This is a genomic window from Hydrogenovibrio kuenenii DSM 12350, assembly GCF_000526715.1.
Lineage (GTDB): Bacteria > Pseudomonadota > Gammaproteobacteria > Thiomicrospirales > Thiomicrospiraceae > Hydrogenovibrio > Hydrogenovibrio kuenenii.
This window is the reverse complement of record NZ_JAGP01000001.1, coordinates 1,589,650-1,614,718: the sequence shown is the minus strand read 5'-3', so window position 1 is coordinate 1,614,718 and position 25,069 is coordinate 1,589,650. Positions and strand designations below refer to the sequence as shown.

General features: G+C 41.3%; 25 protein-coding genes. 13 read left to right on the top strand and 12 right to left on the bottom strand.

What is annotated here, in order from left to right; genetic code table 11:
- Positions 1-5: 5 nt before the first annotated feature.
- Together N745_RS0107715 and N745_RS0107710 are read right to left on the bottom strand one after the other, a co-directional pair.
- Positions 6-1,985, bottom strand: coding sequence for a BCCT family transporter (locus tag N745_RS0107715; protein WP_024851550.1), 1,980 nt, complete (start codon positions 1,983-1,985; stop codon positions 6-8).
- 131 nt (positions 1,986-2,116) lie between these two features.
- Positions 2,117-3,244 carry a porin gene (locus N745_RS0107710; protein ID WP_096761359.1) on the bottom strand — a complete coding sequence of 376 codons (1,128 nt, stop codon included), beginning with the start codon at positions 3,242-3,244 and terminating at the stop codon, positions 2,117-2,119.
- A 141-nt stretch (positions 3,245-3,385) separates the two neighbouring features.
- On the opposite strand from N745_RS0107710, the gene aroC reads away from it, so the two are divergent.
- The 5 genes from aroC (at position 3,386) to ppnP (ending at position 7,038) form a co-directional block, all read left to right on the top strand.
- Positions 3,386-4,489, top strand: a complete 1,104-nt coding sequence (gene aroC / locus N745_RS0107705) for a chorismate synthase (RefSeq protein WP_024851548.1) — start codon at positions 3,386-3,388, stop codon at positions 4,487-4,489.
- A gap of 116 nt (positions 4,490-4,605) precedes the next feature.
- Positions 4,606-5,787 (top strand): MFS transporter, encoded by a 1,182-nt coding sequence (locus N745_RS0107700; protein WP_024851547.1) that lies wholly within the window; start codon positions 4,606-4,608, stop codon positions 5,785-5,787.
- A gap of 22 nt (positions 5,788-5,809) precedes the next feature.
- Complete coding sequence (gene gloA, locus N745_RS0107695) at positions 5,810-6,205, top strand: lactoylglutathione lyase (protein WP_024851546.1); 396 nt, start codon at positions 5,810-5,812, stop codon at positions 6,203-6,205.
- 23 nt (positions 6,206-6,228) lie between these two features.
- Positions 6,229-6,678, top strand: a complete 450-nt coding sequence (locus N745_RS0107690) for a DUF2721 domain-containing protein (RefSeq protein WP_024851545.1) — start codon at positions 6,229-6,231, stop codon at positions 6,676-6,678.
- Between the two features lie 48 nt (positions 6,679-6,726).
- On the top strand, positions 6,727-7,038 hold the full coding sequence (gene ppnP / locus N745_RS0107685) for a pyrimidine/purine nucleoside phosphorylase (RefSeq protein WP_024851544.1): 312 nt from the start codon (positions 6,727-6,729) through the stop codon (positions 7,036-7,038).
- A 90-nt stretch (positions 7,039-7,128) separates the two neighbouring features.
- Here the strand turns inward: ppnP and N745_RS0107680 are convergent, their stop codons facing one another.
- A complete protein-coding gene (locus tag N745_RS0107680) occupies positions 7,129-7,308 on the bottom strand; it encodes a hypothetical protein (protein ID WP_024851543.1) in 180 nt (59 codons plus the stop codon).
- Positions 7,309-7,457: 149 nt separating this feature from the next.
- On the opposite strand from N745_RS0107680, the gene N745_RS0107675 reads away from it, so the two are divergent.
- A complete protein-coding gene (locus N745_RS0107675) occupies positions 7,458-9,035 on the top strand; it encodes a SulP family inorganic anion transporter (RefSeq protein WP_024851542.1) in 1,578 nt (525 codons plus the stop codon).
- Between the two features lie 62 nt (positions 9,036-9,097).
- Here N745_RS0107675 and N745_RS12795 read toward each other — a convergent pair whose 3' ends face one another.
- From N745_RS12795 to N745_RS0107625, 9 genes are all read right to left on the bottom strand, one after another.
- A complete protein-coding gene (locus N745_RS12795; RefSeq protein WP_281171882.1) occupies positions 9,098-9,232 on the bottom strand; it encodes a hypothetical protein in 135 nt (44 codons plus the stop codon).
- A 79-nt stretch (positions 9,233-9,311) separates the two neighbouring features.
- Positions 9,312-10,316 (bottom strand): tryptophan--tRNA ligase, encoded by a 1,005-nt coding sequence (gene trpS / locus N745_RS0107665; RefSeq protein ID WP_024851541.1) that lies wholly within the window; start codon positions 10,314-10,316, stop codon positions 9,312-9,314.
- Positions 10,317-10,433: 117 nt separating this feature from the next.
- On the bottom strand, positions 10,434-10,883 hold the full coding sequence (locus N745_RS0107660; RefSeq protein WP_024851540.1) for a methyltransferase family protein: 450 nt from the start codon (positions 10,881-10,883) through the stop codon (positions 10,434-10,436).
- Positions 10,884-10,974: 91 nt separating this feature from the next.
- On the bottom strand, positions 10,975-11,286 hold the full coding sequence (locus N745_RS0107655) for a c-type cytochrome (RefSeq protein ID WP_024851539.1): 312 nt from the start codon (positions 11,284-11,286) through the stop codon (positions 10,975-10,977).
- A gap of 196 nt (positions 11,287-11,482) precedes the next feature.
- The gene (locus N745_RS0107650; protein ID WP_024851538.1) at positions 11,483-12,058 is read right to left on the bottom strand and encodes a DUF6691 family protein; all 576 of its coding nucleotides are present in this window, start codon (positions 12,056-12,058) and stop codon (positions 11,483-11,485) included.
- Between the two features lie 12 nt (positions 12,059-12,070).
- Positions 12,071-12,658: a YeeE/YedE thiosulfate transporter family protein gene (locus N745_RS0107645; protein WP_024851537.1), complete on the bottom strand. Its 588-nt coding sequence runs from the start codon at positions 12,656-12,658 to the stop codon at positions 12,071-12,073.
- 316 nt (positions 12,659-12,974) lie between these two features.
- Positions 12,975-14,006, bottom strand: a complete 1,032-nt coding sequence (rsgA, locus tag N745_RS0107635; RefSeq protein ID WP_024851535.1) for a ribosome small subunit-dependent GTPase A — start codon at positions 14,004-14,006, stop codon at positions 12,975-12,977.
- 5 nt (positions 14,007-14,011) lie between these two features.
- Positions 14,012-14,353, bottom strand: a complete 342-nt coding sequence (locus N745_RS0107630; RefSeq protein ID WP_024851534.1) for a 4a-hydroxytetrahydrobiopterin dehydratase — start codon at positions 14,351-14,353, stop codon at positions 14,012-14,014.
- A gap of 20 nt (positions 14,354-14,373) precedes the next feature.
- Complete coding sequence (locus tag N745_RS0107625) at positions 14,374-15,624, bottom strand: M48 family metallopeptidase (protein WP_024851533.1); 1,251 nt, start codon at positions 15,622-15,624, stop codon at positions 14,374-14,376.
- A gap of 258 nt (positions 15,625-15,882) precedes the next feature.
- On the opposite strand from N745_RS0107625, the gene orn reads away from it, so the two are divergent.
- From orn to N745_RS12285, 7 genes are all read left to right on the top strand, one after another.
- Complete coding sequence (gene orn / locus N745_RS0107620) at positions 15,883-16,443, top strand: oligoribonuclease (protein WP_024851532.1); 561 nt, start codon at positions 15,883-15,885, stop codon at positions 16,441-16,443.
- A 306-nt stretch (positions 16,444-16,749) separates the two neighbouring features.
- Complete coding sequence (locus tag N745_RS0107615; protein ID WP_024851531.1) at positions 16,750-18,456, top strand: acetolactate synthase 3 large subunit; 1,707 nt, start codon at positions 16,750-16,752, stop codon at positions 18,454-18,456.
- A 10-nt stretch (positions 18,457-18,466) separates the two neighbouring features.
- Positions 18,467-18,958 carry an acetolactate synthase small subunit gene (gene ilvN / locus N745_RS0107610; protein ID WP_024851530.1) on the top strand — a complete coding sequence of 164 codons (492 nt, stop codon included), beginning with the start codon at positions 18,467-18,469 and terminating at the stop codon, positions 18,956-18,958.
- Positions 18,959-19,009: 51 nt separating this feature from the next.
- Positions 19,010-20,026, top strand: a complete 1,017-nt coding sequence (gene ilvC / locus N745_RS0107605) for a ketol-acid reductoisomerase (RefSeq protein WP_024851529.1) — start codon at positions 19,010-19,012, stop codon at positions 20,024-20,026.
- A 157-nt stretch (positions 20,027-20,183) separates the two neighbouring features.
- Entirely contained in the window at positions 20,184-21,611 is a 1,428-nt protein-coding gene (locus N745_RS12290) for an ExeA family protein (RefSeq protein WP_051453391.1), read from the top strand.
- Positions 21,601-23,328: a pilus (MSHA type) biogenesis protein MshL gene (gene mshL, locus N745_RS0107595; RefSeq protein WP_024851527.1), complete on the top strand. Its 1,728-nt coding sequence runs from the start codon at positions 21,601-21,603 to the stop codon at positions 23,326-23,328. Before N745_RS12290 ends, mshL begins: the two co-directional genes overlap by 11 nt.
- 2 nt (positions 23,329-23,330) lie before the next feature.
- Positions 23,331-25,067, top strand: a complete 1,737-nt coding sequence (locus tag N745_RS12285; RefSeq protein WP_024851526.1) for a tetratricopeptide repeat protein — start codon at positions 23,331-23,333, stop codon at positions 25,065-25,067.
- Positions 25,068-25,069: the final 2 nt, after the last annotated feature.

The following is a 25,069-nucleotide window of genomic DNA, read 5'->3' as shown; positions in this document are numbered from 1 at the left end:
AGCGCCTATCTTAATACATGCAGGAAGTGCATGTGTTTGTGGTAGTGGTCGATAATATCATGGATTAGAGCCTCTTTAGACCATCCCATAACATCATAATCTTGACCACCTTCAGTTAGATGCACCTCAGCACGGTGGTAGCGCATTTCTTCACCAACTTCATCGGTTGATTCTTCAGGGTTGATGAATTCCGGTTTCACATGAGAACGATTACGGATTTCGTACATGAAATCAATCTCTTCACCATGCTCGACCACCAATCGAATACGCTCATTGTCGATTTCTTCCACATGTGTTTGCAAATTGTGGTTTTGCAATTCCTCGCACACTTCGTCAAAAGCGGGTTTAGCCGTTTTTTCGATAAAGCGGTTAACCACATTTTCACTTGGGTAATCCACAATATTGTTCAGCCTGTCTTTCCAGCCAGTGTTGTTGATGGCAGGAGGGGTAGGCGCAACATTGATTTGTAGGCTATCACGTTTAACCAAATCGACACGGAGTGCTTTGATTAAACCATAGGTTGCAACGAGGAGTATCATGGAAAAAGGTAAAGCGCTGGCAATGGTCATGGTTTGTAGTGCCTTTAAGCCTCCAGCAAGCAATAGGACGGCTGCAACGACACCAACACCACTTGCCCAGAAAACACGTTGCCATAATGGTGTGTTGTTGTTACCGTTTGAACAAAGCATATCAACCACCATAGCACCTGAGTCTGCTGAGGTAACGAAGAAGATTACCACCATCACCATGGCAAGAATTGACAGCAAACCACTCATTGGGAAGTGCTGCAAGAAGGCAAATAACGCAGTAGAAGCATCATTAGAAACGGCCTGTGTCAGGCTGGTCATGTGTTCGTTGATAATCATATGCAAGGCAGAGTTACCAAAGAAGCTCATCCACATCAGTGTGAACCCAGCAGGAACTAATAAAACCCCCATTGTAAAGTCACGGATAGTTCTACCACGTGAAATACGTGCAATAAATAGCCCAACAAAAGGTGCCCAGGCAATCCACCAACCCCAGTAGAAAATTGTCCAACCGCCTATCCAGTCAGTCTTTTTGTAGGCATAGAGGTTAAAGGTTTTTTGTACAAGACCAGAAGCGTATGCCCCGACATTTTGCACGAAGTCTTGCAGTAGATAAACGGTTGGTCCTAATGCCAAGACAAGTAATAATAGGATAATCGCTAGCCCCATATTGAGCTCTGAAAGGCGACGAATCCCTTTATCTAGCCCAGTTGTGACAGAGATGACAGCCAATGCACTGACAAAGATAATCAGTACGATCTGTGTGGTGACACCGACAGGGGTGCCAAACATGTAATTAAGTCCTGAATTGACCTGTAATACACCATAACCCAAAGAGGTGGCGACCCCAAATACGGTACCAATTACCGCGAAAACATCGACCGCGTGACCGATAGGGCCATAGATGCGTTCACCAATAATCGGGTAGAGTGCCGAGCGCAAAGTTAATGGCAAGCCGTGGCGATAACTGAAGAAAGCCAGAATCAATGCGACAATGGCATAAATCCCCCAGGCATGTAAGCCCCAGTGGAAGAAGGTAATGTTCATTGCTTCTTTTGCTGCAGCGATAGTTTCAGGATCACCTGTAGGTGGGTTTACATAATGCATGACCGGTTCGGCCACGCCGAAAAACATTAGCCCAATCCCCATCCCGGCGGAAAACAACATGGAAAACCAGGTAAGTTTTGAATAATCCGGAGTGGCATGGTCTGGACCGAGCTTGATGTCACCATATCGGGATAGACCGAGAAAGAGTACGGTGATTAGCATGATGGCGACCGCAAGTACATAAAACCAGCTGAAGTTGTCGACGATAGCGTTTTGAAGAGCTTTGAATGATGAGTCTGCCGTTTGTGGACTGATGACTGCAAAAATCAACAAAGCGATGATAAGACCGGCCGAGGTAAAAAATACCGGCGGGTTGAGTTTGGCCGTTTCTGGCGTATCGGGTTTCTGCATAGTAGAACCTTTAATTGTTTAAATTTTAAATATCTTCGTTACGTCATAGTAAAAACTTTCCTGAGGTGGTCGAACACTGAAGTACTGGTTTAAAACGTGTGTCAGTGTCGACGATAGAGCTTATGGGAAAATCAGAAGTAATAGTCCATGGTTAAGTAAACAGCGGAGAAATCGCCTTTACGTACATCACCGTTCATAGTGATATAACCATTTTGTGTTAGGTATTCGGCATAGATCCAACCTGGGCCGTATTTGTATTTAATACCAGGTGCATACGCAGCGACCATGTCGTGATTGACACCGCTGGTTTTACTTTTAGCCCAGTTAGCATCAATATAATAAGTCCACTTGTTATGGCTTTGACCTAACTCCAATGCATAACGGTTGGTTGCGGTTTTTCTTTCCAATCCATTTGTTGTGGCAAATCCTGTTGGTAGGTTTCTGTGAGTGTCTAGAATTTGCGCATTGACAAAGGCCTTGTCAAATTTACCCTTATAGTACACCACGCCAGCATAGTGATCGCCACTCAGCGGTTTATTGGTTGCTAGTAAGTCTTGTAGCTTACCGCTTTGTAGTGAAACACCGAAGGTTTGCCCAGGTAGAAACTCATAACCGGCGTTTCCAACAAAAGTTTGTACTTTGCGGTATTGTGATGCGCCACCAGCAGTTGACCCCCAATGACCATTGTCATCTGTGGTATCGGTGCTGGTGCTACCCCAATCATCTTGATGGAAGTAGGCCACATCGTAATGCCATTTACTCTTAGTGCCGCTGAGTTTTGCACCTACATCCATCTCATCACCGTAAGCGCCCAGCAGCATATCGCCTGGCCAGAAGTTATAAGTTTTCCAACCAAAAGGAACCTGACTTTTACCGATGCGTAATATGTTGTTTTTGTTTAAATTGAACCCAATCCAGGCTTTATGAAGAGTGGATTGGTCGCCGGTAGAGTTATGCTTTGGGTCAGTAAAACTCCCTGGTCCCATGCGCCATTCCGCAGAGTATGACCAGTTGCCTTCACCAGGTTTAGCTTTACCGTCAGCATAAAGTACAAGGGCTTCGTCGCCAATATTTCCGCCATTTGAGTTTTGAGCGCCTGAGGTTAAGTTTTGGTTGTAGTTAAACCAGACACCACCCGATAAATTGGTCGAAGCATTTGATATTGAAGGGGAAAATAGAGAGCAGAGCGTGAGGGTTAAAAGTGTATTATGCAGGTATGAGTGCGTATTTTTAGACAGTTTGTCTGTCGTACAAGACATGGGTTTCCTTTTGATTTTTATAGTTTAAAGAATGAAATCTTATTTTCATTCTAACAACCACACTATAGGAATTTCAAGTCGCGCACAGTGAAGCGCTCTAGTATAATGGGCGGAATTTACAATAGAATTTTGAGAAGCAGTATGTCGGGAAACACTTTAGGGCAGAATTTTCGTGTCACCACTTTTGGAGAAAGTCATGGTATCGCATTGGGTGCGATTATCGATGGTTGTCCTCCTGGTATGGCGTTATCGGAAGAAGATATTCAGGTAGAGTTGGATCGCCGTAAACCGGGTACTTCAAAGCATGCAACGGCACGACGTGAAGATGACAAGGTACAAATTTTATCTGGCGTTTTTGAAGGCAAAACTACGGGTACGCCAATTGGTTTGATTATTCACAATACCGATCAGCGTTCGAAAGATTATGCGAAAGTCGCGGAAACATTCCGTCCATCTCATGCTGACTATACCTATACTCAAAAATACGGCATTCGTGATTATCGTGGCGGTGGCCGTTCTTCTGCTCGTGAAACCGCTATGCGCGTTGCCGCAGGAGCAATTGCAAAAAAGTATCTGAAAGAACGTTTAGGAATCGAAATCAAAGGGTATTTGTCTCAGCTAGGTCCAATTACTGTTGAAGGTGTCACCTGGCCATTTGATAACGACAATGAATATTTTTGCCCAAGCCCAGAAAAACGCGAAGAAATTCGTGAGTATATGGATAACCTTCTGAAACAAAAAGATTCGGTTGGCGCCAAAATCACAATCGTTGCGAAGAATGTTCCTGTTGGACTTGGTGAGCCTGTGTTTGATCGTTTGGATGCGGATTTGGCACATGCCTTAATGAGTATCAATGCGGTAAAAGGTGTGGAAATTGGTGACGGTTTTGCCGTAGCCGCACAACGTGGAACCGAACATCGTGATGAAATGTCTCCAGAAGGGTTTTTGGCGAATCATTCTGGCGGGATTTTAGGCGGAATTTCTACAGGGCAAGACATCGTTGCGCATATTGCTCTAAAGCCAACTTCAAGCATTATGACGCCAGGCAAGAGCATTAACCGAGATGGTGAAGCAACAGAAATGGTGACGAAAGGTCGTCATGACCCTTGTGTGGGTATCCGTGCTACACCGATTGCAGAAGCAAAAATAGCGTTGGTGCTGATGGATCACTTTATGCGTAACCGTGCGCAAAATGGTGATGTGGTGCCACCAATTATGGATTTAGCTAAGGCTGGACAGTCTTAATCATCTAAGCATATATCCAAGCGTAGTGTTTATCGAGTCGGCAAGGTGAATTAAGACTATGCGGCTCGAACACCATATATTTAGTGCCTAATCTTTAACTTTATCAGGCCAAAATTATGCCTCAAGTCGCATACCGACAAGCTTACCCAAAACTTTCAGGATTCTATTTTTTTTACTTCACCTTGTTTGGTGCAGTCATTCCTTATATTAGCCTTTATTACCAGTCTTTAGGGATGGGTGCCATTCAGATCGGCCAGTTGATGGCTGTCTTTGTCGGTACCAAAATAGTGGCGCCAAATTTACTTGGTTGGTTGGCAGATAAAACGGGTAAAACGGTTTATTGGCTGCGCTGGATGGGGTTTTTAACCTTGGTTTCAGCAACGGGATTTATCTTTTGGAATAGCTTTTCCGGTTTATTGCTTACGGTCTTCTTTTTTAGTTTTTTCTTTCATGCTGCGCTGCCTCTATTTGAGTCTTACACATTTCTGACTTTAGCTGGCTTTAAAGAGCGATATGGTCAGATTAGGCTTTGGGGATCAATTGGATTTATCGCTGCAGTGTTGGGTGTTGGTTGGCAACTTCAGGTTTCAGGGGATGATGCTTATCAAATTTATCCGTATATATTATGGATAATTTCGATGGTGGTGTTCTTTACGATGTTTTGGGTAAAGGATGTCGTCACGCAACAACAGGATGTGTCTGTAAATAATGCTAGTCCGTTAAGTTTTCTATCGATTGTACGTCGTCCTTGGGTAATCAGTTTGTTACTGGTAAGTGTGTTGGTTCAGTTTTCACATGGTGCCTATTACAGTTTTTACAGTATTTTCCTTAAAGCACATGGCTATGACCAAACAGCCATTGCCTGGCTTTGGTCAATTGGCGTTATAGCAGAGATTTTTGTGTTCTTTTTTATGCCGTGGTTGTTTCGCTCTTTTAGTGTGAAGTTGTTATTATTATTGAGTTTGGTTTTGACATTGTTGCGTTGGTTGATGATTCCCTGGGTTGCGGATTGGCTTAGTTTGTTGGTTCTTGCGCAAGTTTTTCATGCCGCCAGTTATGGATTATTTCATGCGGCAGCGATCCATTTAATTGATGAGCATTTTCATGGAGTCAATCAAGGTAGAGGGCAGGCCATTTATGCTTCAGCAAGCCATGGTTTTGGTGGTGGCTTGGGTATGTTGGTAGCAGGTTATGCTTGGCAAGGTGGTGGAGCAATGTTGGCATTTGGTATCAGTGCGATTGCAATTGTTTTTGCACTTTTTATTGCACAAAAGTGGGTACAATCTAATCACGAATGACTTAAATAACAAGGAGTAAATGATGAGACTTTTACATACGATGCTACGAGTAGGAAACCTACAGAAATCGATCGATTTTTATACGCAAGTGTTAGGAATGAAATTGTTACGCCAAAAGGATTATCCTGCTGGTGAGTTTACTTTGGCATTTTTAGGCTACGGTAATGAAGATGAAAACACCGTGTTAGAGTTAACCTATAATTGGGGTGTTGAGTCTTATGACTTAGGCTCGGGTTATGGGCATATTGCAATTGAGGTGCCGGATGTCTACAAAACGACAGAAGCAGTTAAGGCAGCAGGTGGTAAAGTGCTTCGTGAAGCGGGGCCAATGAATGCAGGTACAACGATTATCGCTTTTATTGAAGATCCGGATGGTTACCAGATCGAATTTATAGGTGAAGATCACGACAGACAATAATCAGCTAGACAGGAGCAGCTAGTATGATTCAGCAATTAGCATCCGGCGATTCGGTCAACACGGTCTCGCACTTCATACAACTTTCTGTCGCACCGGTGTTTTTACTGGCTGGGGTCAGCGGTTTGCTGGGTGTATTGGTCAATCGATTGAATCGAATCAAGGATAAAGTCGAAGCGCTGGAAAATTTTCTGGCAACACACCGATCGGAAAGTCCTATCGATCGACGCTCGGAAGATGTCAGGGGAAAGCAGCAAAATTTACGTCACCGTGCCCGTAATGTCAATCTTGCCATTCTGTTTTGTACTCTGACAGGGCTTTTGGTGGCGTTGGTGATTATGGTGATGTTTCTCAACACCATGTTCTCGTTTAGTGGTGGTCTGCTGATTGCCATTTTGTTCGTTCTGGCAATGTTGTGCCTAATCGTTTCGTTGTTTTTGTTTCTGCGGGAAATCTTTATGGCTGGAGATTCCTGATTCGGCTATAATTCGCGGCAATTCAAGTAATCGTATTAAGGAAGTATCATGAGTCAGTTTGAAAATGTCACTGTGGTAAAAGCAGCAAATATTTATTATGACGGTAAAGTCACCAGCCGCACAGTATTGTTTCCTGATGGAAGCCACAAAACACTAGGTATTATGATGCCGGGTGATTATGAGTTTGGTACAGAAGCCGCTGAAGTTATGGAAATGTTGGCAGGTGAAGTTGAAGTGTTATTGCCGGGTGAAACTGAGTGGAAAGCAGTTTCTGCAGGAGAGACTTTTGAAGTTCCTGCAAACTCAAAGTTTGGTATTAAAATCAAAACAGTTGCGGATTACTGCTGTTCTTATTTGTAAGCGCAGAACTTCGTTTAGTTAAAAAGGCAAACTTCGGTTTGCCTTTTTTATTTGGCATTTAGAATATTGAAAATCTGCCAGGCTGGGTACTTAATTTTTTGCTTGGTCATCTTCGTTTTCTTGTGCAGCTGTTTCCGCGGCATCTTTCTTTTTTTGTGCTCGTTGTTTGTCTTGTCTTTTTTTAACCGCTTTAAGGTAAAAATGTAAGCCAAAGTGTGCGGCGATGAGCAATACAAAAACACCCATCATAATTTCATTAATATGTTCCATATTTTATCTACATCCTATTTAGGGATTGAGTGTAACCACTACAAGCAATTGAGCTAATCAGCTTCTTGATTAGCTAGTCTAAACGCTTTCTGTTAGAATTTGCAGCCATAAAATTTACAAAATCAAGATTTAAATAAAGGATGAACTTCATGGACTCTTCTCCAGCAACTGGATTTGACTGGCGTAAATATAAAGCTGATACCTTATCGGGTATCACGGTTTCTTTGGCATTGGTGCCAGAGGCCGTTGCTTTTTCTTTTGTCGCGGGTGTTCACCCACTGGTGGGTTTATTTGCTGCGATTATTGTAGGGTTTATTACCTCTATGTTCGGTGGTCGACCAGGTATGATCTCTGCTGCAGCGGGCTCTTTAGCTGTGGTGATGATGCATTTGGTGATGGAGCATGGGGTGCATTATTTATTTGCCGCCGTCATACTGATGGGGATGTTCCAGATATTTATCGGAGCGATGAAGTGGGGGCGATTTATTCGTATGGTACCTAGTCCCGTCATGCTTGGTTTCGTTAATGGTCTTGCTCTGATCATTTTAATGGCGCAGTTTACCCAATTTAAAGATGCATCTGGAAGCTGGTTGGCTGGAGATGCTCTGTACGCGATGATTGGTATTATTGCTGCAACCATGGCGATTATTTATATTTTGCCTCGATTCACTAAAGCGGTTCCATCGGCACTTGCAGCGATTATCTTAGTCTCCGCTGTGGTCATGATATTTGATATTCATGCTGTGACAGTAGGGGATCGTGCATCAGTTCACGGCACGATAGAATCACTCATTTTTGGTGATGGTTTAGAAGGTGGTTTCCAAGGGGCAAGCTGGTGGGGGTTATTGCCAGCAGATTTCTTTAGCTTTCATACGCTTTGGATTATTTTGCCTTACGCCATTATCTTAACCATTGTCGGAACTACCGAATCTTTGTTGACCATGACGTTGATTGACGATATTACCCAAACACGTGGCAAAGGCAATAAAGAATGTATTGCGCTTGGTGCGGCGAATTGTACCGCCGGTGCGTTTGGAACCATGGGTGGCTGTGCATTGATTGGTCAATCTATGATTAACGTCAATTCAGGCGGAATAGGGCGTTTATCCGGTATCTCTGCGGCAGTAGGCTTATTAACTATCGTCTTGATTGCCTCCCCGTTGATTGAGGATGTACCGATTGGTGCCTTGGTTGGTTTGATGTTCTTTGTAGTTATAGCGACCTTTAACTGGTCTAGCTGGAATATCATGCGTGGCATGACGAAAACAGATGCTTTCATTATGGTCTTGGTAACTGCACTAACCGTTATCTTTGATTTAGCTGTTGCGGTTATTGCGGGTGTGATCGTCTCTGCATTGGTATTTGCTTGGCAGCATGCGCAAAGAGTATTGCTTGAGACTTCTACTGTTGAGAAGGATGGTAAGACTGCAAAAGTTTATAAAGTGAATGGACCATTGTTTTTTGCATCAGCTCAGAACTTCCTGGATATGTTTGATTTAAAGAATGATCCGGAATGCGTGATAATTGATTTCCAACACTCACGTGTATACGACCATACAGGTGTTGAAGCTATAGATACGTTGACTAAGCGCTATAAAGCTCTAGATAAGAAGATAGTGTTAAGACACTTGAGTCCTGAATGTCAGGAGCTGTTATCGGATGCGAAGGATTTGGTTGAAGTGAATGTTTCGGAAGATCCTCATTACCATGTATCACTTGGTAAATAAGAGAATGCTGCATTAGAGCAGTGTTTTGTTGGTACAAAAAAAGCGGGCATTGCCCGCTTTTTTTATTTGTCTACAGTCTGTTTCACGCCAGAGCGTTTGAATGCCCAAACAATAACAAAGTGTAGAGCTAGGCTGATAGCAAGGCTACCGCCAGCAACCAAGCCCAGATGATCTAATGCCCATGAAGACCAGCCCATTATTGACTCCTGTTACTGTGTATAGCCATTACCCCAGCCTGGTAGATTTTGTTTGCTATCAATTGACTGAGATAAAAACTTATGGAAGTACGAAGCCGATTGCTTCATGTACATCTTTTAGCGTCGCTTGCGCTTGCTCACGAGCTTGCTCTGCACCTTTTTTCAGAATGTTTCTTAATTCATCTTCATGGTTGCGAAGATGATAGAACTCATCTTGGATAGGCTTTAGATATTCGGCAACTAGCTCACCTAGTTCCACTTTTAGGTGGCCGTACATTTTGCCGTCAAAGTGTTTTACAACTTCATCAATCGACTTGTCACTGATAACGGAGTAGATAGTAAGCAGGTTTGAAACACCAGGTTTATTTTCAACATCGTAGGTAATTTCTGTTCCTGAGTCTGTTTGCGCTTTTTTGAACTTCTTAATAATAGTTTTCGAGTCATCCAACAAAGCAATAAAGTTGTTTTTGTTTTCATCTGACTTAGACATTTTGGATGTCGGGTCTTGTAAGCTCATAATGCGTCCACCGGAAGTTGTTGGTGGAATGAAAGGCTCAGGGACTTTAAAGATTTCTTTGTCAAAACGGTTGTTATAGCGTACTGCCAAATCACGCGTCAGCTCTAGGTGTTGTTTTTGATCTGCGCCAACAGGAACCATCTCAGCTTGATAAAGCAGGATATCCGCAGCCATTAAGACAGGGTAGTCAAACAATCCTACATTGATATTTTGCGCATGTTTTTGAGACTTGTCTTTGAACTGTGTCATACGGTTCAATTCACCCATATAGGTTGAGCAGTTAAGTACCCAGGCAAGTTCGGCATGTTCTGGAACATGTGATTGGATGAAAACAGTGCTTTTATTGGGATCAATACCGGAAGCTAAGTAAAGCGCAACAAAGTCTAGCGTACGTTTTGCCAACGCAGCAGGATCTTGTTCAACCGTAATGGCGTGCATGTTAACCAGAGAGAAAAGGCAGTTGTAGTCGTCCTGCATTTTTACCCAGTTTTTAATGGAACCGATGTAATTACCGATCATTAAGTCGCCAGAAGGCTGAATTCCACTAAATAAAATGGGTTTGCTCATTGCAGTTGTCTCTCTGTTGTGTGGGTTTAAATGCTACAAAAATAAAGCGGCTATTTTCTCATGTTTATAGGTTTTTTGAAAGACTAGCAATTGATGACAAGTAAAGAATTAATAGACTCAGAAAAGGTATGGAATGAGTCTTTTGGTACGTGACTGGTAGAGGTGATAATCGTGAAATGCTTTGTTTAAAAGCTTTTCTTCGTACTGAAGTTTAACAATTAGATCAATAACCAAAATGCCATAGCAAACCCAAATAAACGGAGATTCACTGTGCACTAAAGTGGGTAGGAAAAATAAGAGAAGCGAGGAGTACATTGGATGTCGAATCCAACGATAAGGGCCGGTTGTAACAAGTTTGGAGTCTGGCATAGGATCTGGAACAATGTTGAAATGCCCGAGATGCATGGTGGCGACAGCCCAAAGACCCAGTGTAATGCCCAAGAGTTGCGGTATAAGCCAAGTAGTAAAGTTAAGCCATGGTTCAAACCATAATAGAACTGCTATGCAGGCAAATTGAACAGCAACTAAGCTATAAGAGGTAACAGGGTGTGCAAGCTTTTGAAGCATTGGAAAACTCCTGTTTGTTATGAGAGTGTATGAGGGAGATAACAAAAAAGCCGCTAAAAAGCGGCTTTTTCGTAGCATCTCAACCTAAAAATTATTTTAGAGTTGCGATGTAAGCAGCTACGTTTTCGATGTCTGCGTCAGAAAGACCTGCAGCCATAGGAGCCATCATAGAAGTCATAGGACCCATTTGCTCACCAGACTTGTATTTGTGAAGCAATTTAACGATTTCACCAGCTTTCAAACCAGCTAGTTTTGGACCAACACCACCGTGAGCGTCAGCACCGTGACAACCAGCACAAGTTCCGAAAGTACCTTGACCAGCTGAAGCGTTACCTGCAGCTTGTGCAGTGGCACCGAAAAATACTACACCAGTAGTAGCTAAAGCAACTAATAGTTTTTTCATAATTGTACTCTCCTAAAGCACTAATAAAATATTCGGGTCAAACCCTGAGCGCCATTACATACGAAATGCTAATTTTAGTCAAGCTTGAAGTATTAAGTAATCTTGAAAAAAGCGTTGTGTAAGCTATGGTGAGGGTCTTTTTGATGTATATAGTTGCGAGCTCATATAAAAGATATGAGCTCGAAGGGATGTGCTTTTAGTCTTCTTTTCTAATAGCTTGAGGCAATTTAGAAGCGAGAACAATCATTATAATTCCTATGATGACTGCGGTAACGGTTCCTGACACAAATCCGATAATTGAGCTGTACTCATGACCATGTCTGTAAACACCTTCTGCCAAGGTAGATTTTCCACCCAAACTTGTGGTGTATAGCGCAGATGTTTTTAGATGTTCATAGGCGATAGCAAATAACCATGATCCAACTAAACCACCTAATACAAAGAATATAGCATCTTTACGACCTTCTGCAGCTGAGGCTAGGGATGTTCCAGGGCATAAACCACCAACGGCAAACCCAATACCAAAAATCATGCCACCAATAAGTACGCCTAAATAGGCTGCTTTCACACTAAAGTGAACGCTTTCTGGTGCAAAAGAATTGAAGATAAAGACTACAATTGAAGATACACCAATTGCCATTAAAATAGTTTTGGCAAGTTTAAGGTCAGTTAACTTCAACATGTCAATAATGTGGTTAGGGTTTGTTGCTCCGATACGTTGTAACACCATACCAAAGGCACCACCTAAAATAATCGCTAGTACAATTTCCATGTTTTCTCCTTATTATGCTTGCTTGCGTTTAATGCCATAAACCAAAAGTGCTGTTGGAATGGCAACCAAGAAAACACCGAATGCGAATACGTAGCCACTGACAGCTGTTTGTAGCATTCCACTAATCATATGACCAGAAGTACAACCACCTGCTAAGCGTGCACCAAATAGGGTGAAGATACCGCCAAGAAAAGCAAAGAAATAACGTTTTTTAGGGTTGAAACCGTAGCGTCTACGGAAAGCCTCAGGCACTTGCTTTTCCTCTGCAGAAGCCTTAGGGCCGCCGAACATGGATGAAAGCATTGCGCCCAGCATCATTGATAGGACGAAAACATAGCTATAGTTAATAGGGTTGCTTGCACTATGTGCATAGCTTGCTCTAGCCTTGTTAATATAATCATTGGGACTAGAATATACTTTTTTACCGTCTTTTTCGGTTACTTGAACAACATTACTATCAAGTGTTTTCCAAATAATGGTGTCTGTTACTACGAATTGAGTCGAAACGCCGATTGGTTTGACCAATATGGTCGCAATTGCGGCAACAAGCGCTAGGGCAAGCCCGCCTTTGAGCCAAGTATATTCGCCTTTTTGGATCATGCTAAAAGTCCTTTTAAGTTAAAAAGTATATTCTTTGTGTATTTATTAGTAAGAAAGAATATTATGAAAAGCTTGATTATACCCATAAGTAAAGGGGAGGCAAGATGATGGTTTTTAGGTTTTTAGTACTAACGTTGGTTTTGTCATTAATAACCTGGGTGGTTTTTAAAATGCAGGGAAAAGATGTTCGCTTCGGATGGGTGCTTATTTCCTGGTTTTTAGGGGTTTTAGGCCTTGTGGCAGCCTTTTACGGTGTTTCTATATTGGTCGCTAATTTAAATAACTTTTAAGGCTATAAAACCTTTTGAGGGTGTCTTTAATGGACTTTATCGGTGTTTGAGAATTCTTCCAGTAAACGCTCAAAACTGTGGTATCGACTGTAATGAATCTCGCCTTTTTCAACAGCATCGCGAATCGCACATTGAGGTTCGCTTTGATGTGTGCAGTTACTGAATTTGCATTGGCCTAAAAATGGTTCGAAATCAGGGTAGGCTTGCTCAAGTTCGTGTAAATCGCAAGGCGCAGGGCTAAAGAGTCTAACGCCAGGTGAGTCGATAATATTCCCTGCATTTTGAGTATCATCTGTTTGAGGTAGGTGGTAAAGGATGCTATTGGTTGTGGTGTGTTTACCTAGTCCGGTTGATTCCGATAGAGTGTTGATTTTAATCTCAATATCTGGAATTAATGCCTTAATCAGAGAAGACTTGCCTGCACCAGAAGGACCGACAAAAACACTGTTTTTTGCGGTTAACGCTTCTCGTAAATCGTCTAGTCCGTCCTGTGATTCACTGGAAGTAGGGTAGATTTCAATGTCTAACTCGTCATAGGGAATAAGTGCTTCTGCAATCAACTCCCATTGCTCATCAGATTGAATAAGATCGGTTTTATTGATAACCAGAATAGTAGGTAATTGCAACTGATGGGCAACGACGAGATAGCGGTCTATCATGTCGGGATGAATGCCCGGTGTGATTGGAGCAACAATAACAAGAAGGTCTATGTTTGCTGCCACCATTCTTGTTTGTCCCCTAAACCCCGGACGACTCAACTCTTGTTTGCGAGGCGCAACGGAGGTGACAACACCTGTATTGTCTTCAATATCGGTTTGCCAAGTAACGATATCTCCCGCAACGGGTTTACCGAGATGTTGGCGAACTGCACACTTAATCAGCTTGCCTTCAGTGCTTTCAACAAGAATACGTTTGCCAAAGTTTGTAATGACCAGACCTTGTTCAGGTGCACCAAGTAAATTCTTTTCTTCACTTGGTGATGCTTTTTCATTAGGCGAGTCAATGCGTTTTTCATTGACGCGTTTTTGTTGTTGTTTGGTCAGTTTACGTTTTGACAAGTGGTTTAATCCAGTAGTGCGTCAATTTTGGCTGCAACGATAAAGTCGTTTTGTGTCAGCCCTTTTACGCTATGAGTGGTAAGTACGATTTTACATTCATTGTAACCAAAGCAGACTTCTGGGTGGTGGTCTTCTTTATGAGCTATCCATGAGACGGCGTTTACAAATGAAACAGTTTGGTGATAGTTTTTGAACTTAAACGTTTTTTCTAGTGTGATGTAGTTTAAGGGTACTTCCCAACCATCCATTTGTGCTACAAGGCCTTCAATAGTCGGGATAATCATTGCTTTGCTTCCAGGTGCAATAGATTCACATGATTGATCTTTTAGTGGAGTATCGTTTTGCATTTCGTTTTCCTGTCCTAAATTTATTTTAGTAGTGATTTTAAATGGTCAATACGGATTTTAGCCGGCGGATGGCTGTCGTGATAAGCCGAAAAACTTGGGTCAGGTGTTAAGCTACTGGCGTTGTCACGATACATTTTTAGTAGTGCAGAAATAAGATGCTCGGCACCAACATATTGTGCGGCAAAGGCATCAGCTTCAAATTCATTTTTTCTGCTTCGAATAGCACTGATAGGGCCTAAGAAGAAAAATAGAGTCGGCACAACAGTTGCAAATAGCAATAACGCTGCAGCAGGGGTTTGTGATGTCATGCCTAGTCCGCTATAAAATGCAGGTAGGTGTGCCAGCCAACCTAATAATGCGAGTCCAGCCAGACTCAAAATGAAAGACTCTGCCATCATTTTTTTAATATGGCCGTGTTTGAAATGACCTAGCTCGTGCGCAAGTACAGCTTCGACTTCCTCAGGGGATAGTTTTTCTAAGAGTGTATCAAAGAAAACAATACGTTTGTTTTTACCAAACCCAGTGAAATAAGCATTACCGTGGCCGGAACGGGAAGAACCGTCCATCACGAAGATGCCATTGGATTCAAAGCCGGTTTTTTGTAACAAGGCTTCAATACGCTGTTTCATTTCACCTTCTTCTAGCGGTGTGAATTTGTTAAAAATAGGCGCAATCCATTTTGGGTAGGCCCACATTAATGTTAGGTTGAACAGCATCCAGATGACCCAAGTATACAGCCACCAAGCTTCATCAAAGTAAGCGGTCATTACTGTTAATACAATCCAGATAAGTGGAATGCCTAGTGCCAGCATTAATACCCATTGCTTTAGTAAGTCGCTAACGAATTTGATTGGTGTCATTTTATTAAAACCGAATTCTTGCTCTATTTTGAAAGTAGAAATCCAGCTGAAAGGTAAATGAAGTAGTGATAAAAACCAAAAAGTAGAAAGTAAGAAAGCTGTGTCTCGCCAAATGGGCGTTAGCTCGGTATTAAGCCAGTAGTTGTATATTTCTTGGAAGCCACCACCTAATGTCATAAATAACAGTACTGCGGCATCGAAGAAGAGAATAAAGCGGCTGAGTTGTAGTTTTGCTCTAGAGTAGCGCGCAGCTTTTTGGTGGGCTTTTAGGTTAACAACTTCATTGAATTCTTGAGGAACTGTGTCGCTATGGGCAGAAATGTGGAATTGGTTTTTGATATTTAGCCATAGCTCAATCAAAAAATTGGTGGCTAAGGTGGCGAGAAAAGCGATTGTAATCCAGGTTGTCATAATGTGTGTTTTTTATAATTTGAGGTTTTAAGAAAATGGTTGTTGTTAGCAAATGTTCTTTTTTGTGTAGTGCTTAAATAAGGGTTTTTCAAGTAACAAAACTTAATTTGGTAAAAATTCTATTTGAAATAAAACCAAATGGTTTCTTGAGAGAAAGCACAAGAGCGTTTAATATTTCACATTATTTTAGAGTAAAAGCCGGGTTTGAGTGGAAAAATTACCTCAAACAAGATGAAGCCAGAAAATGGATGGTAGAACATGAAGTCTGAAAATAACCTGATATGGGTAGATTTAGAAATGACAGGTCTAGATCACAAGACAGACCAAATTTTGGAAATAGCATCGGTTGTGACGGATGCAGAATTAAATGTGTTGGCTGAAGGGCCTGTGATTGCTATTCAAACAGAACAGCGTTATTTAGATGGCATGGATGAATGGTGTACAACTCATCACGGTAATTCAGGCTTAACCAAGCGTGTGCAAGAAAGTACAATTTCTATGGCGCAAGCAGAACAGATGACATTGGATTTTCTGAAAGACTGGCTTCCTAAAGGAAAGTCACCAATGTGTGGTAATAGTATTTGTCAGGATCGTCGCTTTATGATTGAGCAAATGCCATTATTGGAAGCGTTTTTTCATTATCGTAATTTAGATGTTTCTACTCTGAAGGAGTTGGCGAGACGATGGGTGCCGAAAGTGTATTCTTCTCATAAAAAGAAAGGTGCACATTTAGCGTTAGATGATATTTACGAGTCTATCGATGAGTTGAAGCATTACCGTAAACACATGTTTGTTGAAGATGCACAACCTGTAGAGTAAAGCTCGCTGCTAGGTTGGTTTCTTACACACGTTACTCATGTATCGAATGCATTTTGGTGTATGGGTTGGTTAAGTACTTTGAGTTGCTAATAATGTTAATCGACTAAAATACCTAGTCGAGAATATCCCCGCCTAATTTGGCGTTTCTTGTTATAAGATTTTGTTATATAATCTTGTACTTTTCTTACACAAAATCTTGTAAGAATTAATTCGAAAAATTTTTTAGTTAAAAAGTGCCTTGCTTAACTTTGCATAACCTGCATTAAAAGTAGGTAGGGATGCTTTTTATTATGGAGGACCGTTGTTGTGGAATTAACTGGTGCTCAGATTCTAGTACATTATCTAGAAGATGAGGGTGTAGAACTTATTTGGGGGTATCCTGGTGGTGCAGCTTTGCCTATCTATGATGCTCTTGATACTGATGCAAAAAAACTGAAACATGTTTTGGTGCGTCATGAACAGGCTGCCGTACATGCTGCGGATGGCTATGCTCGTTCTACAGGTAAACCAGGAGTGACGCTTGTAACTTCTGGTCCGGGTGCAACCAATACCGTTACGGGAATCGCGACGGCATTTATGGATTCAATTCCTATGGTTGTTATTACCGGACAGGTTCCTACAGCTTTGATTGGCCTGGATGCGTTCCAGGAAATCGATACTGTTGGGATTACAAGACCTATCGTCAAACACAACTTCTTGGTCAAGGATGTCAATGATCTAGCGATGACGCTCAAAAAAGCATTTTACATCGCCACGACAGGTCGACCAGGGCCTGTTGTCGTTGATATTCCGAAAGATGTACAAAACGCCAAAAGCACCTATGAATATCCACAAGAAGTTAGTTTGCGCTCCTACGTACCTGTAACGAAAGGCCATAGTGGACAGATTAAAAAAGCCATTGAAATGATGGCGGCGGCAGAAAGACCGATTTTATATACCGGTGGTGGTGTTGTTTTAGGGAATGCTTCTCAGGAGCTAACAGACCTCGCTCGTAAGTTGAACTTTCCGGTAACCAATACTTTGATGGGGTTGGGTGCTTATCCAGCCAATGATTCTCAATTTGTTGGAATGCTGGGAATGCACGGTACCTATGAAGCTAACTTGGCGATGCATAACTCTGATTTGATTATTGCAATTGGCTCTCGTTTTGATGACCGTGTTACGGGCAACCTTGAGAAGTTCTGTCCTGATGCAAAAGTCATTCACATTGATATCGATCCAGCGTCTATTTCAAAAAATGTCGCAGTAGATATTCCAATTGTTGGCCCAGTAAAGCAAGTTCTTAGTGAAATGCTGAACTTACTGAGTAAGAACAATATTGGTGAAGCTAACGCTGAAGCCATAGCGGCTTGGTGGGCGCAAATCAATGAATGGCGTGCGACGGATTGTTTACGCTATGAGCAAACTGGTAATAAGATTAAACCTCAGGCAGCAATGCAAGCCGTTTGGGAAGTGACTAATGGAGATGCTTACGTTACCTCTGATGTTGGTCAACACCAAATGTTTGCGGCACAATACTATCGTTTCAATAAACCTAGACGCTGGATTAATTCTGGAGGTCTGGGCACGATGGGATTTGGTTTGCCAGCAGCAATGGGTGTGCAGGCTGCATATCCTGATGCGACAGTTGTTTGTGTAACGGGTGAAGGGTCTGTTCAGATGAACATTCAAGAGCTTTCTACCTGTTTGCAATATGGTTTGCCAATTAAAATTATTTGTTTGAATAATGGTTTCTTGGGAATGGTTAGACAGTGGCAAGAGTTCTTCTATGACAGACGTTATTCGATGTCATATATGGATTCGTTGCCAGATTTTGTCAAACTGTCAGAAGCTTATGGGCATGCTGGTGTTCGTATCGATAATCCAGAAACCATGAGGTCACAGCTTGAAGAAGTTTTCTCAGACAAGTACAAAGATAAATTGGTATTTGTAGATATTATCACCGACCAGCAGGAAAACGTTTACCCAATGGTTCCTGCTGGTGCCGGACTAGATGAAATGATCTTGGTATAGGGGTGATAAAATGAAACATATTATTTCAATGTTGATGGAAAATGAATCTGGTGCGCTATCTCGTGTTGCAGGTTTGTTTTCTGCTCGTGGTTACAATATTCAAACACTAACAGTTGCACCAACTGAAGATGGTTCTATTTCTCGTTTGACGTTGGTTTCCTACGGTAATGACTATCAGATTGAACAAATTGTTAAGCATTTAAACCGTTTGGTTGATGTGATCAAGGTTGTTGATATTACCGAAGGATCTCATATTGAACGTGAATTAATGTTGGTGAAAGTCAAAGCGACCGGCGCTATGCGAGAAGAGGTTAAGCGGTTGGCTGATATTTTCCGTGGCACAATTGTTGATGTTACGGCCAATATTTATTCAGTTCAGTTGGTTGGTGAAAGTCAGAAATTAGACGCGTTTATCGAAGCGTTGGAACAAGATATTATCGTTGAAACGGTACGTTCCGGTGTAGTTGGTCTGATGCGTGGTGAGAAGTCTTTACACCTGTAAGATTTACCATCATTTATAAAATTTTAATATTTAGTAAGTTAAGGAAAAACAATGCAAGTTTATTACGATAAAGATTGTGATTTGTCGATTATCCAAGGTATGAAAGTTGCGATTATTGGTTTTGGTTCACAAGGTCATGCACACGCAGCTAACTTGAAAGATTCTGGTGTTGACGTAACCGTTGGTTTACGTGCTGGATCTTCATCAGTCAAAAAAGCAGAAGGTTATGGTTTAAAAACTGCTGATGTTGCAACAGCAGTTGCAAATGCTGATGTCGTTATGATTTTGACGCCAGATGAGTTTCAGTCAGTTCTTTATAAAGAAGAAATTGAGCCGAACATCAAGCAGGGTGCTGTTTTAGCTTTTGCTCATGGTTTTGCAATCATCTATAACCAAATTGAGCCACGTAAAGATTTAGATGTAATTATGATTGCACCTAAAGCACCAGGCCACACTGTGCGTTCTGAGTTTGTTCGTGGTGGTGGTATTCCAGATTTGATCGCTGTTGAGCAAGATGCTTCAGGCCGTGCAAAAGATATCGCGCTTTCATATGCTAGCGGTGTTGGTGGTGGTCGTACTGGTATTATCGAAACTACTTTCCGTGATGAGTGTGAAACTGATTTGTTTGGTGAGCAAGCCGTTCTATGTGGTGGTGCAGTTGAGCTAGTTAAAGCTGGCTTCGATACTTTGGTTGAAGCTGGTTATGCGCCTGAGATGGCTTACTTTGAGTGTTTGCACGAGTTGAAGTTGATCGTTGACTTGATGTTCGAAGGTGGTATCGCGAACATGAATTACTCTATCTCTAATAACGCTGAGTATGGTGAGTATGTTACAGGTCCTCGTGTAATCAATGATGAGTCTCGTGCAGCGATGCGTGCAGCACTAAAAGATATTCAAACTGGTGAGTACGCTAAGAAGTTCATTCTAGAAGGTCAATCAAACTATCCTTCTATGACTGCGCAACGTCGTTTGAATGCTGAACATGGTATCGAAGTAGTTGGTAATAAACTACGTGGTATGATGCCTTGGATTGCAGCGAACAAAATCGTTGATCAGGATAAGAACTAATCAATACTTTTTTTGTTTTAAGAGTATTGTTAAAACCGCCTTATGGCGGTTTTTTTATACCTAAAGCTTCTAAAGCTAAGTTAATTTGGTTCAGATAGAAAGAAGGATTGAAAGCCTATCCAGTTTAGGGTAAATTGGCGTATAAAATATAACTATTATGGGTTTGATTTTATCTGGCCATAATATCTCTTTCTTAAGTTGTAATGGACGCATGTATCGATCTTTTTTTGGCCTGAAAGAACTTCCTTTTAAAATCTCACCGGATTTGTCTTATTTTTACAAGCAAGCCTCTAGAGAAGAAATAACTGACGCCTTGTTGTACTCAATTCTTCGTGGCGATGGTATTGTAAAAGTTGTGGGTGACGTTGGTATTGGCAAAACAATGATTTTGCGAATGCTTGCCGAAAAGCTTCCTGCTCACTATCAGAAAATCTATATATCTTCTCCAAATTTATCTCCAATCGATTTTTTGAAATTCATTTGTAGCGAACTACAAATTTCCTATGATTCAACAGATACCAAACACGATTTGGTAAAACGACTTCAAACGCACTTAATAGAGGTTTACTCTAAAGGTCAGCGTGTGGTGATGTTGGTGGATGAAGCGCAGGCTATGACGCTAGATGTCTTGGAAGAGGTACGTTTGCTAGGGAATTTGGAAACTGAAACTGACAAGTTGTTGCAAATAGTGTTATTTGGTCAGCCTGAATTGGATGCGACGTTAAATGATGTCAGAATAAAGCCTCTTAAAGATCGCATAGCGAGTGAGTTGATGTTACCTGCGCTGAATCCAGCAGAGGTGCTGATGTACCTAAACTATCGAATGCGTGTTGCCGGTAGGCTGGAGCAGGATGTATTTGATTCTTCAGTGGCAAAACGAGTTTGGCAAATTACGGGTGGCTTTCCTAGAGCGATTAATCTATTGGCAGATAAATTGTTGATGTCTGCTTTCAGTCATGGAGAGAATAAGGTTAAGAAAAAACATTTCAAAATGATTGGCTACGGTTCTTCGGAGTCAGCAGTAAACAATGTTCTAGCCATATTTAAGTTCATGGTTGTGGTGGTCACCTTGATGGTTGTTTTGGGTGGAGTCGGTTCTATTTTGTACAAGGACCTTTATTCTAAAGATAATCTAAATTCTGTCTCGAAGACTATAGCACCACCGCCAGCATCAAAGTCTATGACAAAACTGGAACTATCCGAAAAAACGCACGCGGACTTGAAAGTTATCAAGCAGCTTTATCGGTTGAATATGACGGCTGTTTCGTTTGTTCAAGGACAGCAGTCTAGTCAAAGATTATTACTTTTTTCTCGTACTAGCTTAAATCAGTTTCCGTTCCTTTATACTAAGGTTATGTCATTATTAGGGGCTGAGCAGAAAAACAAGGTTTACGTGTTGTTAAACCTAAAGCCTCAAATTAATCGTTTTGAGGTACTAACATTTTATGATGCATCTTCTTTATCTGACTCGGCATTAGTAGAATTGAAAACATTGGTTTCGCAGAATTTGCCTCAGTTACAACCGCGTTTATTATCTATTAGACAGTTAATAAACTATATAAAAGAAATGAATTATGAAAATTAAGTTATTTACGCTTTTGTTTTTATTATTTGGTTTGCAGGCCTGCACTTCATCACAAAGTGTAAAAAGAGAACCGATTGCTCCTCCTGTTTCGAAAGATTTCGATTTGAAGGGACATTTAACACCTAAAGATACTTTGGATGATGTGGTAAAAAAACAAGCTGAATCAGCTCCAATCCCCAGTTTGGTTGGGGTGCAAGCCATTAATGTTAATCCAGACACTGGCGAAGTGAAACGTTTATATAGCGTATCGGCAATTCAGGTGCCTGTTGCTGATTTACTCTATCACTTGTCTGTTGATGCCAAAATGCAACTTGATCTTTCGAACGATGTCACAGGCTTGGTCACAATTAATGCGGTTAAGCAGCCATTGAAAGCAATTTTGCAGCGTGTAACACAGCAGGTTGGTGCAGTTTATGATTTGAAAGATGGGATGATTAGTATTCGGGCTGATTTACCTTATTGGCACACTTATAAGGTCAATTACGTTAATGTCAGCAAACAGGTCAGGGATTCGACTGTGATGAAAATGTCTGTTGGTGATATTGGCAATGGTACGAACACTAATAATGCACAAGTCAGTGAATTCAAAATGAATGTCACTTCTGATAACGATTTTTGGGGGACACTAGTTAACAATATTACGTCTATGGCTCAGTTAGGGGCAGAGGTGACTAAGAGTGTTCATATACAAAACGGCAGCAATAATTCCCAGTCACAAAGACTTAGTACTAATAATAGTGCTGCTAATACTTCAGCCAATACTTCTGGAGCCAATACAAGTTCTAGGATGGATATTCAGTTAAAAGCGCCTGCAAATGTCGTCGTTAATAAGGAGGCGGGATTGGTTTCGGTTTATACCACTCGTGCCAGACACAGAAAAATAGCACACTATCTTGATGGCGTAGTTCATCGCACATCAAAACAAGTGTTGATAGAAGCGACAGTTGTTGAAGTGGAGTTGAATGATCAGTATCAGGCTGGGGTAGACTGGTCTGCAGTTGCGGGTAATAACACGGCTAGTCAAACAACTATAGGAACAAACTTTATCGCGCCTAATCCTGTGCAAGCATTAACCCTGAACTTAGGCAGTGGGGCATTTAATCTTCGGATGTTGCAGCAGTTTGGGAAAACAAAGGTTCTTTCTAGTCCTAAAATAATGGCAATGAATAACCAGTCGGCTATGTTGAAAGTTGTTAAGAACCAAGTGTATTTTACGGTTGAATCAAATACCACATTGACCAGTTCTGGTCCAGGAAGTACTACTTTTACTACTACGGTACATACCGTTCCCGTTGGCTTTATGATGAATATGACGCCATTTATTTCGGATGACGGCAAAATCTCTATTAATATAAGACCGACATTATCAAGAATTGTTGACTATGTGAACGATCCAAACCCTAATTTAGCAAACGCTTCTGTTACAAGCAAAATACCCGTTGTTCAAGAAAGAGAGATGGATTCCGTTCTAAAACTGCGAAATAAACAAACTGCGATTATTGGTGGTTTGATTCAGGATACACATGACAACCAAAGACAAGGTGTTCCTTTTTTGAGTGCTATTCCTTGGGTGGGAGACCTTTTTACTTATCGTGATGATACAGTTAAAAAGACAGAGTTAATTATTTTTATTCGCCCGATTATTATTGATAACCCAGATATTGACAATGGCGATTTAAAGTCTGTGAGAAATTTTCTTCGGACTAAGAAAAATTAGAGATGAGTGTATTACTTGAGGCCTTAAAAAAAGCCGCCGAAGAAAAGAAAAAACAGGCGGGAGAATTAAATGTTGAAGAAAACGCTCCTCAAGATAAAGCGCTTTCACGTGTGGAGGCGCTCGTTTCTGACAAAGTCGATCAAAACACCTTACTCGAACCGCCAGCTGTTGAAGAATATGTTGTTGAGAGTACTTCAAAATCTATTGATGCCAAACCTGAAGCTCCTATAGTACCTCTAGTTCAAACAGAAAATGAAACGCCATCGGTTGCTGGTTCTTTTCCAAAACCGTTAATCGTTGAAGAGGGAGCAATTGCAGAGGAAACACGCACAAACGATTTTCAAGATAAAAGCCAAGAACAGAAAGATGTATCAAATGTTATTGATGATTCGCAAGATGAGGATAAGAACGAATTACGTCTGGAAGATAGTGCTCAAGCAGCTCCCTTGACAGTGGATGACTTGGAAACGCGACTGGCAGTTTCCAGTATGGATGTGCCAGAAGTAGCATCATCAGAGAAAAAGCCGGAATCAGTTGTGTTTGATGAAGTGCAAGCGACACCTCCGGTTGAGGATGAGGCGCCAGAAACAGCAGCACTAGCAGAAAAAAAAGAGGCTTTCCAAGAAGAAAATGATTGGAGCTTAGAGCAAATTCCTGGGTATCAAAATTACGGTGTTACAAAGACACAACAAGAAAAAACGCGTTTGATCTTGCCCCATTTTTCTCATAAAAAGACACAGTCCCCTAAAAAATGGCGTCTATATCTTATGGGTAGTGTTTTGGTCATCCTTGGGTTTGCCTATTATGCAATGATCTATTTTGATCAGCAGGCAGCGGCTATTGATAAGGATATGCAACATTATCAAACATCGAACCAATCAGAGCCCTCATTTTTGGTGTCTTCAGAAAAAGAAATCTTGGCTGAAAAGAAAGAAGAGCAATCACAAGAGCCGAAAACAGAGGTGGTTGATTCTTCTACAGCAGAGCAAAATGAAGCTTTGAAGCCAAAGGCAATGAATAATGAGGTTGATACTAAAAAAGTCATTAAGCAAAAAACGACAAAAATACCAAAGGCTGAAACATCTGAACATCATACTAGAGCAAAAAACATTGCTTCAGCCCAGACTAAAAACTTGAAGATAGCGAGCCAAACGCAAGTAAGTAAGGTTTCTTTAGCATATAAAGCATACCAGAAAAATGATTGGCGTAAGGCTGAGACCTATTATCAGCAAGCCTATAAAGAAGAACCGGGTAATGTTGCTGCCCTTTTCGGGTTGGGAGCAGTGTCCATTAAGCAAGGTGAGAAAAATAGAGCCTTAGCTTATTATCAGCAAGTACTAAAATTAGAACCTAATAATCAATTAGCGCAAAAGGCGATACTTGGTATAAAGTCAGCAGAAAATGCAGGACAACAAACATTAGATGACTTGAAGCAAATGGCTGAAATCAACCCTGAAGATTCTACTGTCACTTTTGCTTTGGGTAATATTTATGCAAAGCGGAAAGACTGGGTATCTGCACAGTCCTATTATTTTAAGGCTTATCAACATCAACCTAATCAGGCGATTTATGCACTCAATTTGGCAGTGAGTCTTGACCAACTTGGAGAGTATCGCTTAGCCAAGCGGTATTACAAGGAGGCACTTGTAAAGTCGCCTGTAAATTCGCCGTTGTTCGATACAGACAGTGTTAAAAAACGTGTATTGGTTATAAAACAGTTTCTCAGTAAGGAGAAGTGATC

Bases quoted from the DNA above. Each gene is read 5' to 3' on its own strand.
- N745_RS0107715 (WP_024851550.1), bottom strand. From the start codon at position 1,985: ATGCAGAAACCCGATACGCCAGAAACGGCCAAACTCAACCCGCCGGTA.
- N745_RS0107710 (WP_096761359.1), bottom strand. From the start codon at position 3,244: ATGTCTTGTACGACAGACAAACTGTCTAAAAATACGCACTCATACCTG.
- aroC (WP_024851548.1), top strand. From the start codon at position 3,386: ATGTCGGGAAACACTTTAGGGCAGAATTTTCGTGTCACCACTTTTGGA.
- N745_RS0107700 (WP_024851547.1), top strand. From the start codon at position 4,606: ATGCCTCAAGTCGCATACCGACAAGCTTACCCAAAACTTTCAGGATTC.
- gloA (WP_024851546.1), top strand. From the start codon at position 5,810: ATGAGACTTTTACATACGATGCTACGAGTAGGAAACCTACAGAAATCG.
- N745_RS0107690 (WP_024851545.1), top strand. From the start codon at position 6,229: ATGATTCAGCAATTAGCATCCGGCGATTCGGTCAACACGGTCTCGCAC.
- ppnP (WP_024851544.1), top strand. From the start codon at position 6,727: ATGAGTCAGTTTGAAAATGTCACTGTGGTAAAAGCAGCAAATATTTAT.
- N745_RS0107680 (WP_024851543.1), bottom strand. From the start codon at position 7,308: ATGGAACATATTAATGAAATTATGATGGGTGTTTTTGTATTGCTCATC.
- N745_RS0107675 (WP_024851542.1), top strand. From the start codon at position 7,458: ATGGACTCTTCTCCAGCAACTGGATTTGACTGGCGTAAATATAAAGCT.
- N745_RS12795 (WP_281171882.1), bottom strand. From the start codon at position 9,232: ATGGGCTGGTCTTCATGGGCATTAGATCATCTGGGCTTGGTTGCTGGC.
- trpS (WP_024851541.1), bottom strand. From the start codon at position 10,316: ATGAGCAAACCCATTTTATTTAGTGGAATTCAGCCTTCTGGCGACTTA.
- N745_RS0107660 (WP_024851540.1), bottom strand. From the start codon at position 10,883: ATGCTTCAAAAGCTTGCACACCCTGTTACCTCTTATAGCTTAGTTGCT.
- N745_RS0107655 (WP_024851539.1), bottom strand. From the start codon at position 11,286: ATGAAAAAACTATTAGTTGCTTTAGCTACTACTGGTGTAGTATTTTTC.
- N745_RS0107650 (WP_024851538.1), bottom strand. From the start codon at position 12,058: ATGGAAATTGTACTAGCGATTATTTTAGGTGGTGCCTTTGGTATGGTG.
- N745_RS0107645 (WP_024851537.1), bottom strand. From the start codon at position 12,658: ATGATCCAAAAAGGCGAATATACTTGGCTCAAAGGCGGGCTTGCCCTA.
- N745_RS0107630 (WP_024851534.1), bottom strand. From the start codon at position 14,353: ATGCAAAACGATACTCCACTAAAAGATCAATCATGTGAATCTATTGCA.
- N745_RS0107625 (WP_024851533.1), bottom strand. From the start codon at position 15,624: ATGACAACCTGGATTACAATCGCTTTTCTCGCCACCTTAGCCACCAAT.
- orn (WP_024851532.1), top strand. From the start codon at position 15,883: ATGAAGTCTGAAAATAACCTGATATGGGTAGATTTAGAAATGACAGGT.
- ilvN (WP_024851530.1), top strand. From the start codon at position 18,467: ATGAAACATATTATTTCAATGTTGATGGAAAATGAATCTGGTGCGCTA.
- ilvC (WP_024851529.1), top strand. From the start codon at position 19,010: ATGCAAGTTTATTACGATAAAGATTGTGATTTGTCGATTATCCAAGGT.
- N745_RS12290 (WP_051453391.1), top strand. From the start codon at position 20,184: ATGGGTTTGATTTTATCTGGCCATAATATCTCTTTCTTAAGTTGTAAT.
- mshL (WP_024851527.1), top strand. From the start codon at position 21,601: ATGAAAATTAAGTTATTTACGCTTTTGTTTTTATTATTTGGTTTGCAG.
- N745_RS12285 (WP_024851526.1), top strand. From the start codon at position 23,331: ATGAGTGTATTACTTGAGGCCTTAAAAAAAGCCGCCGAAGAAAAGAAA.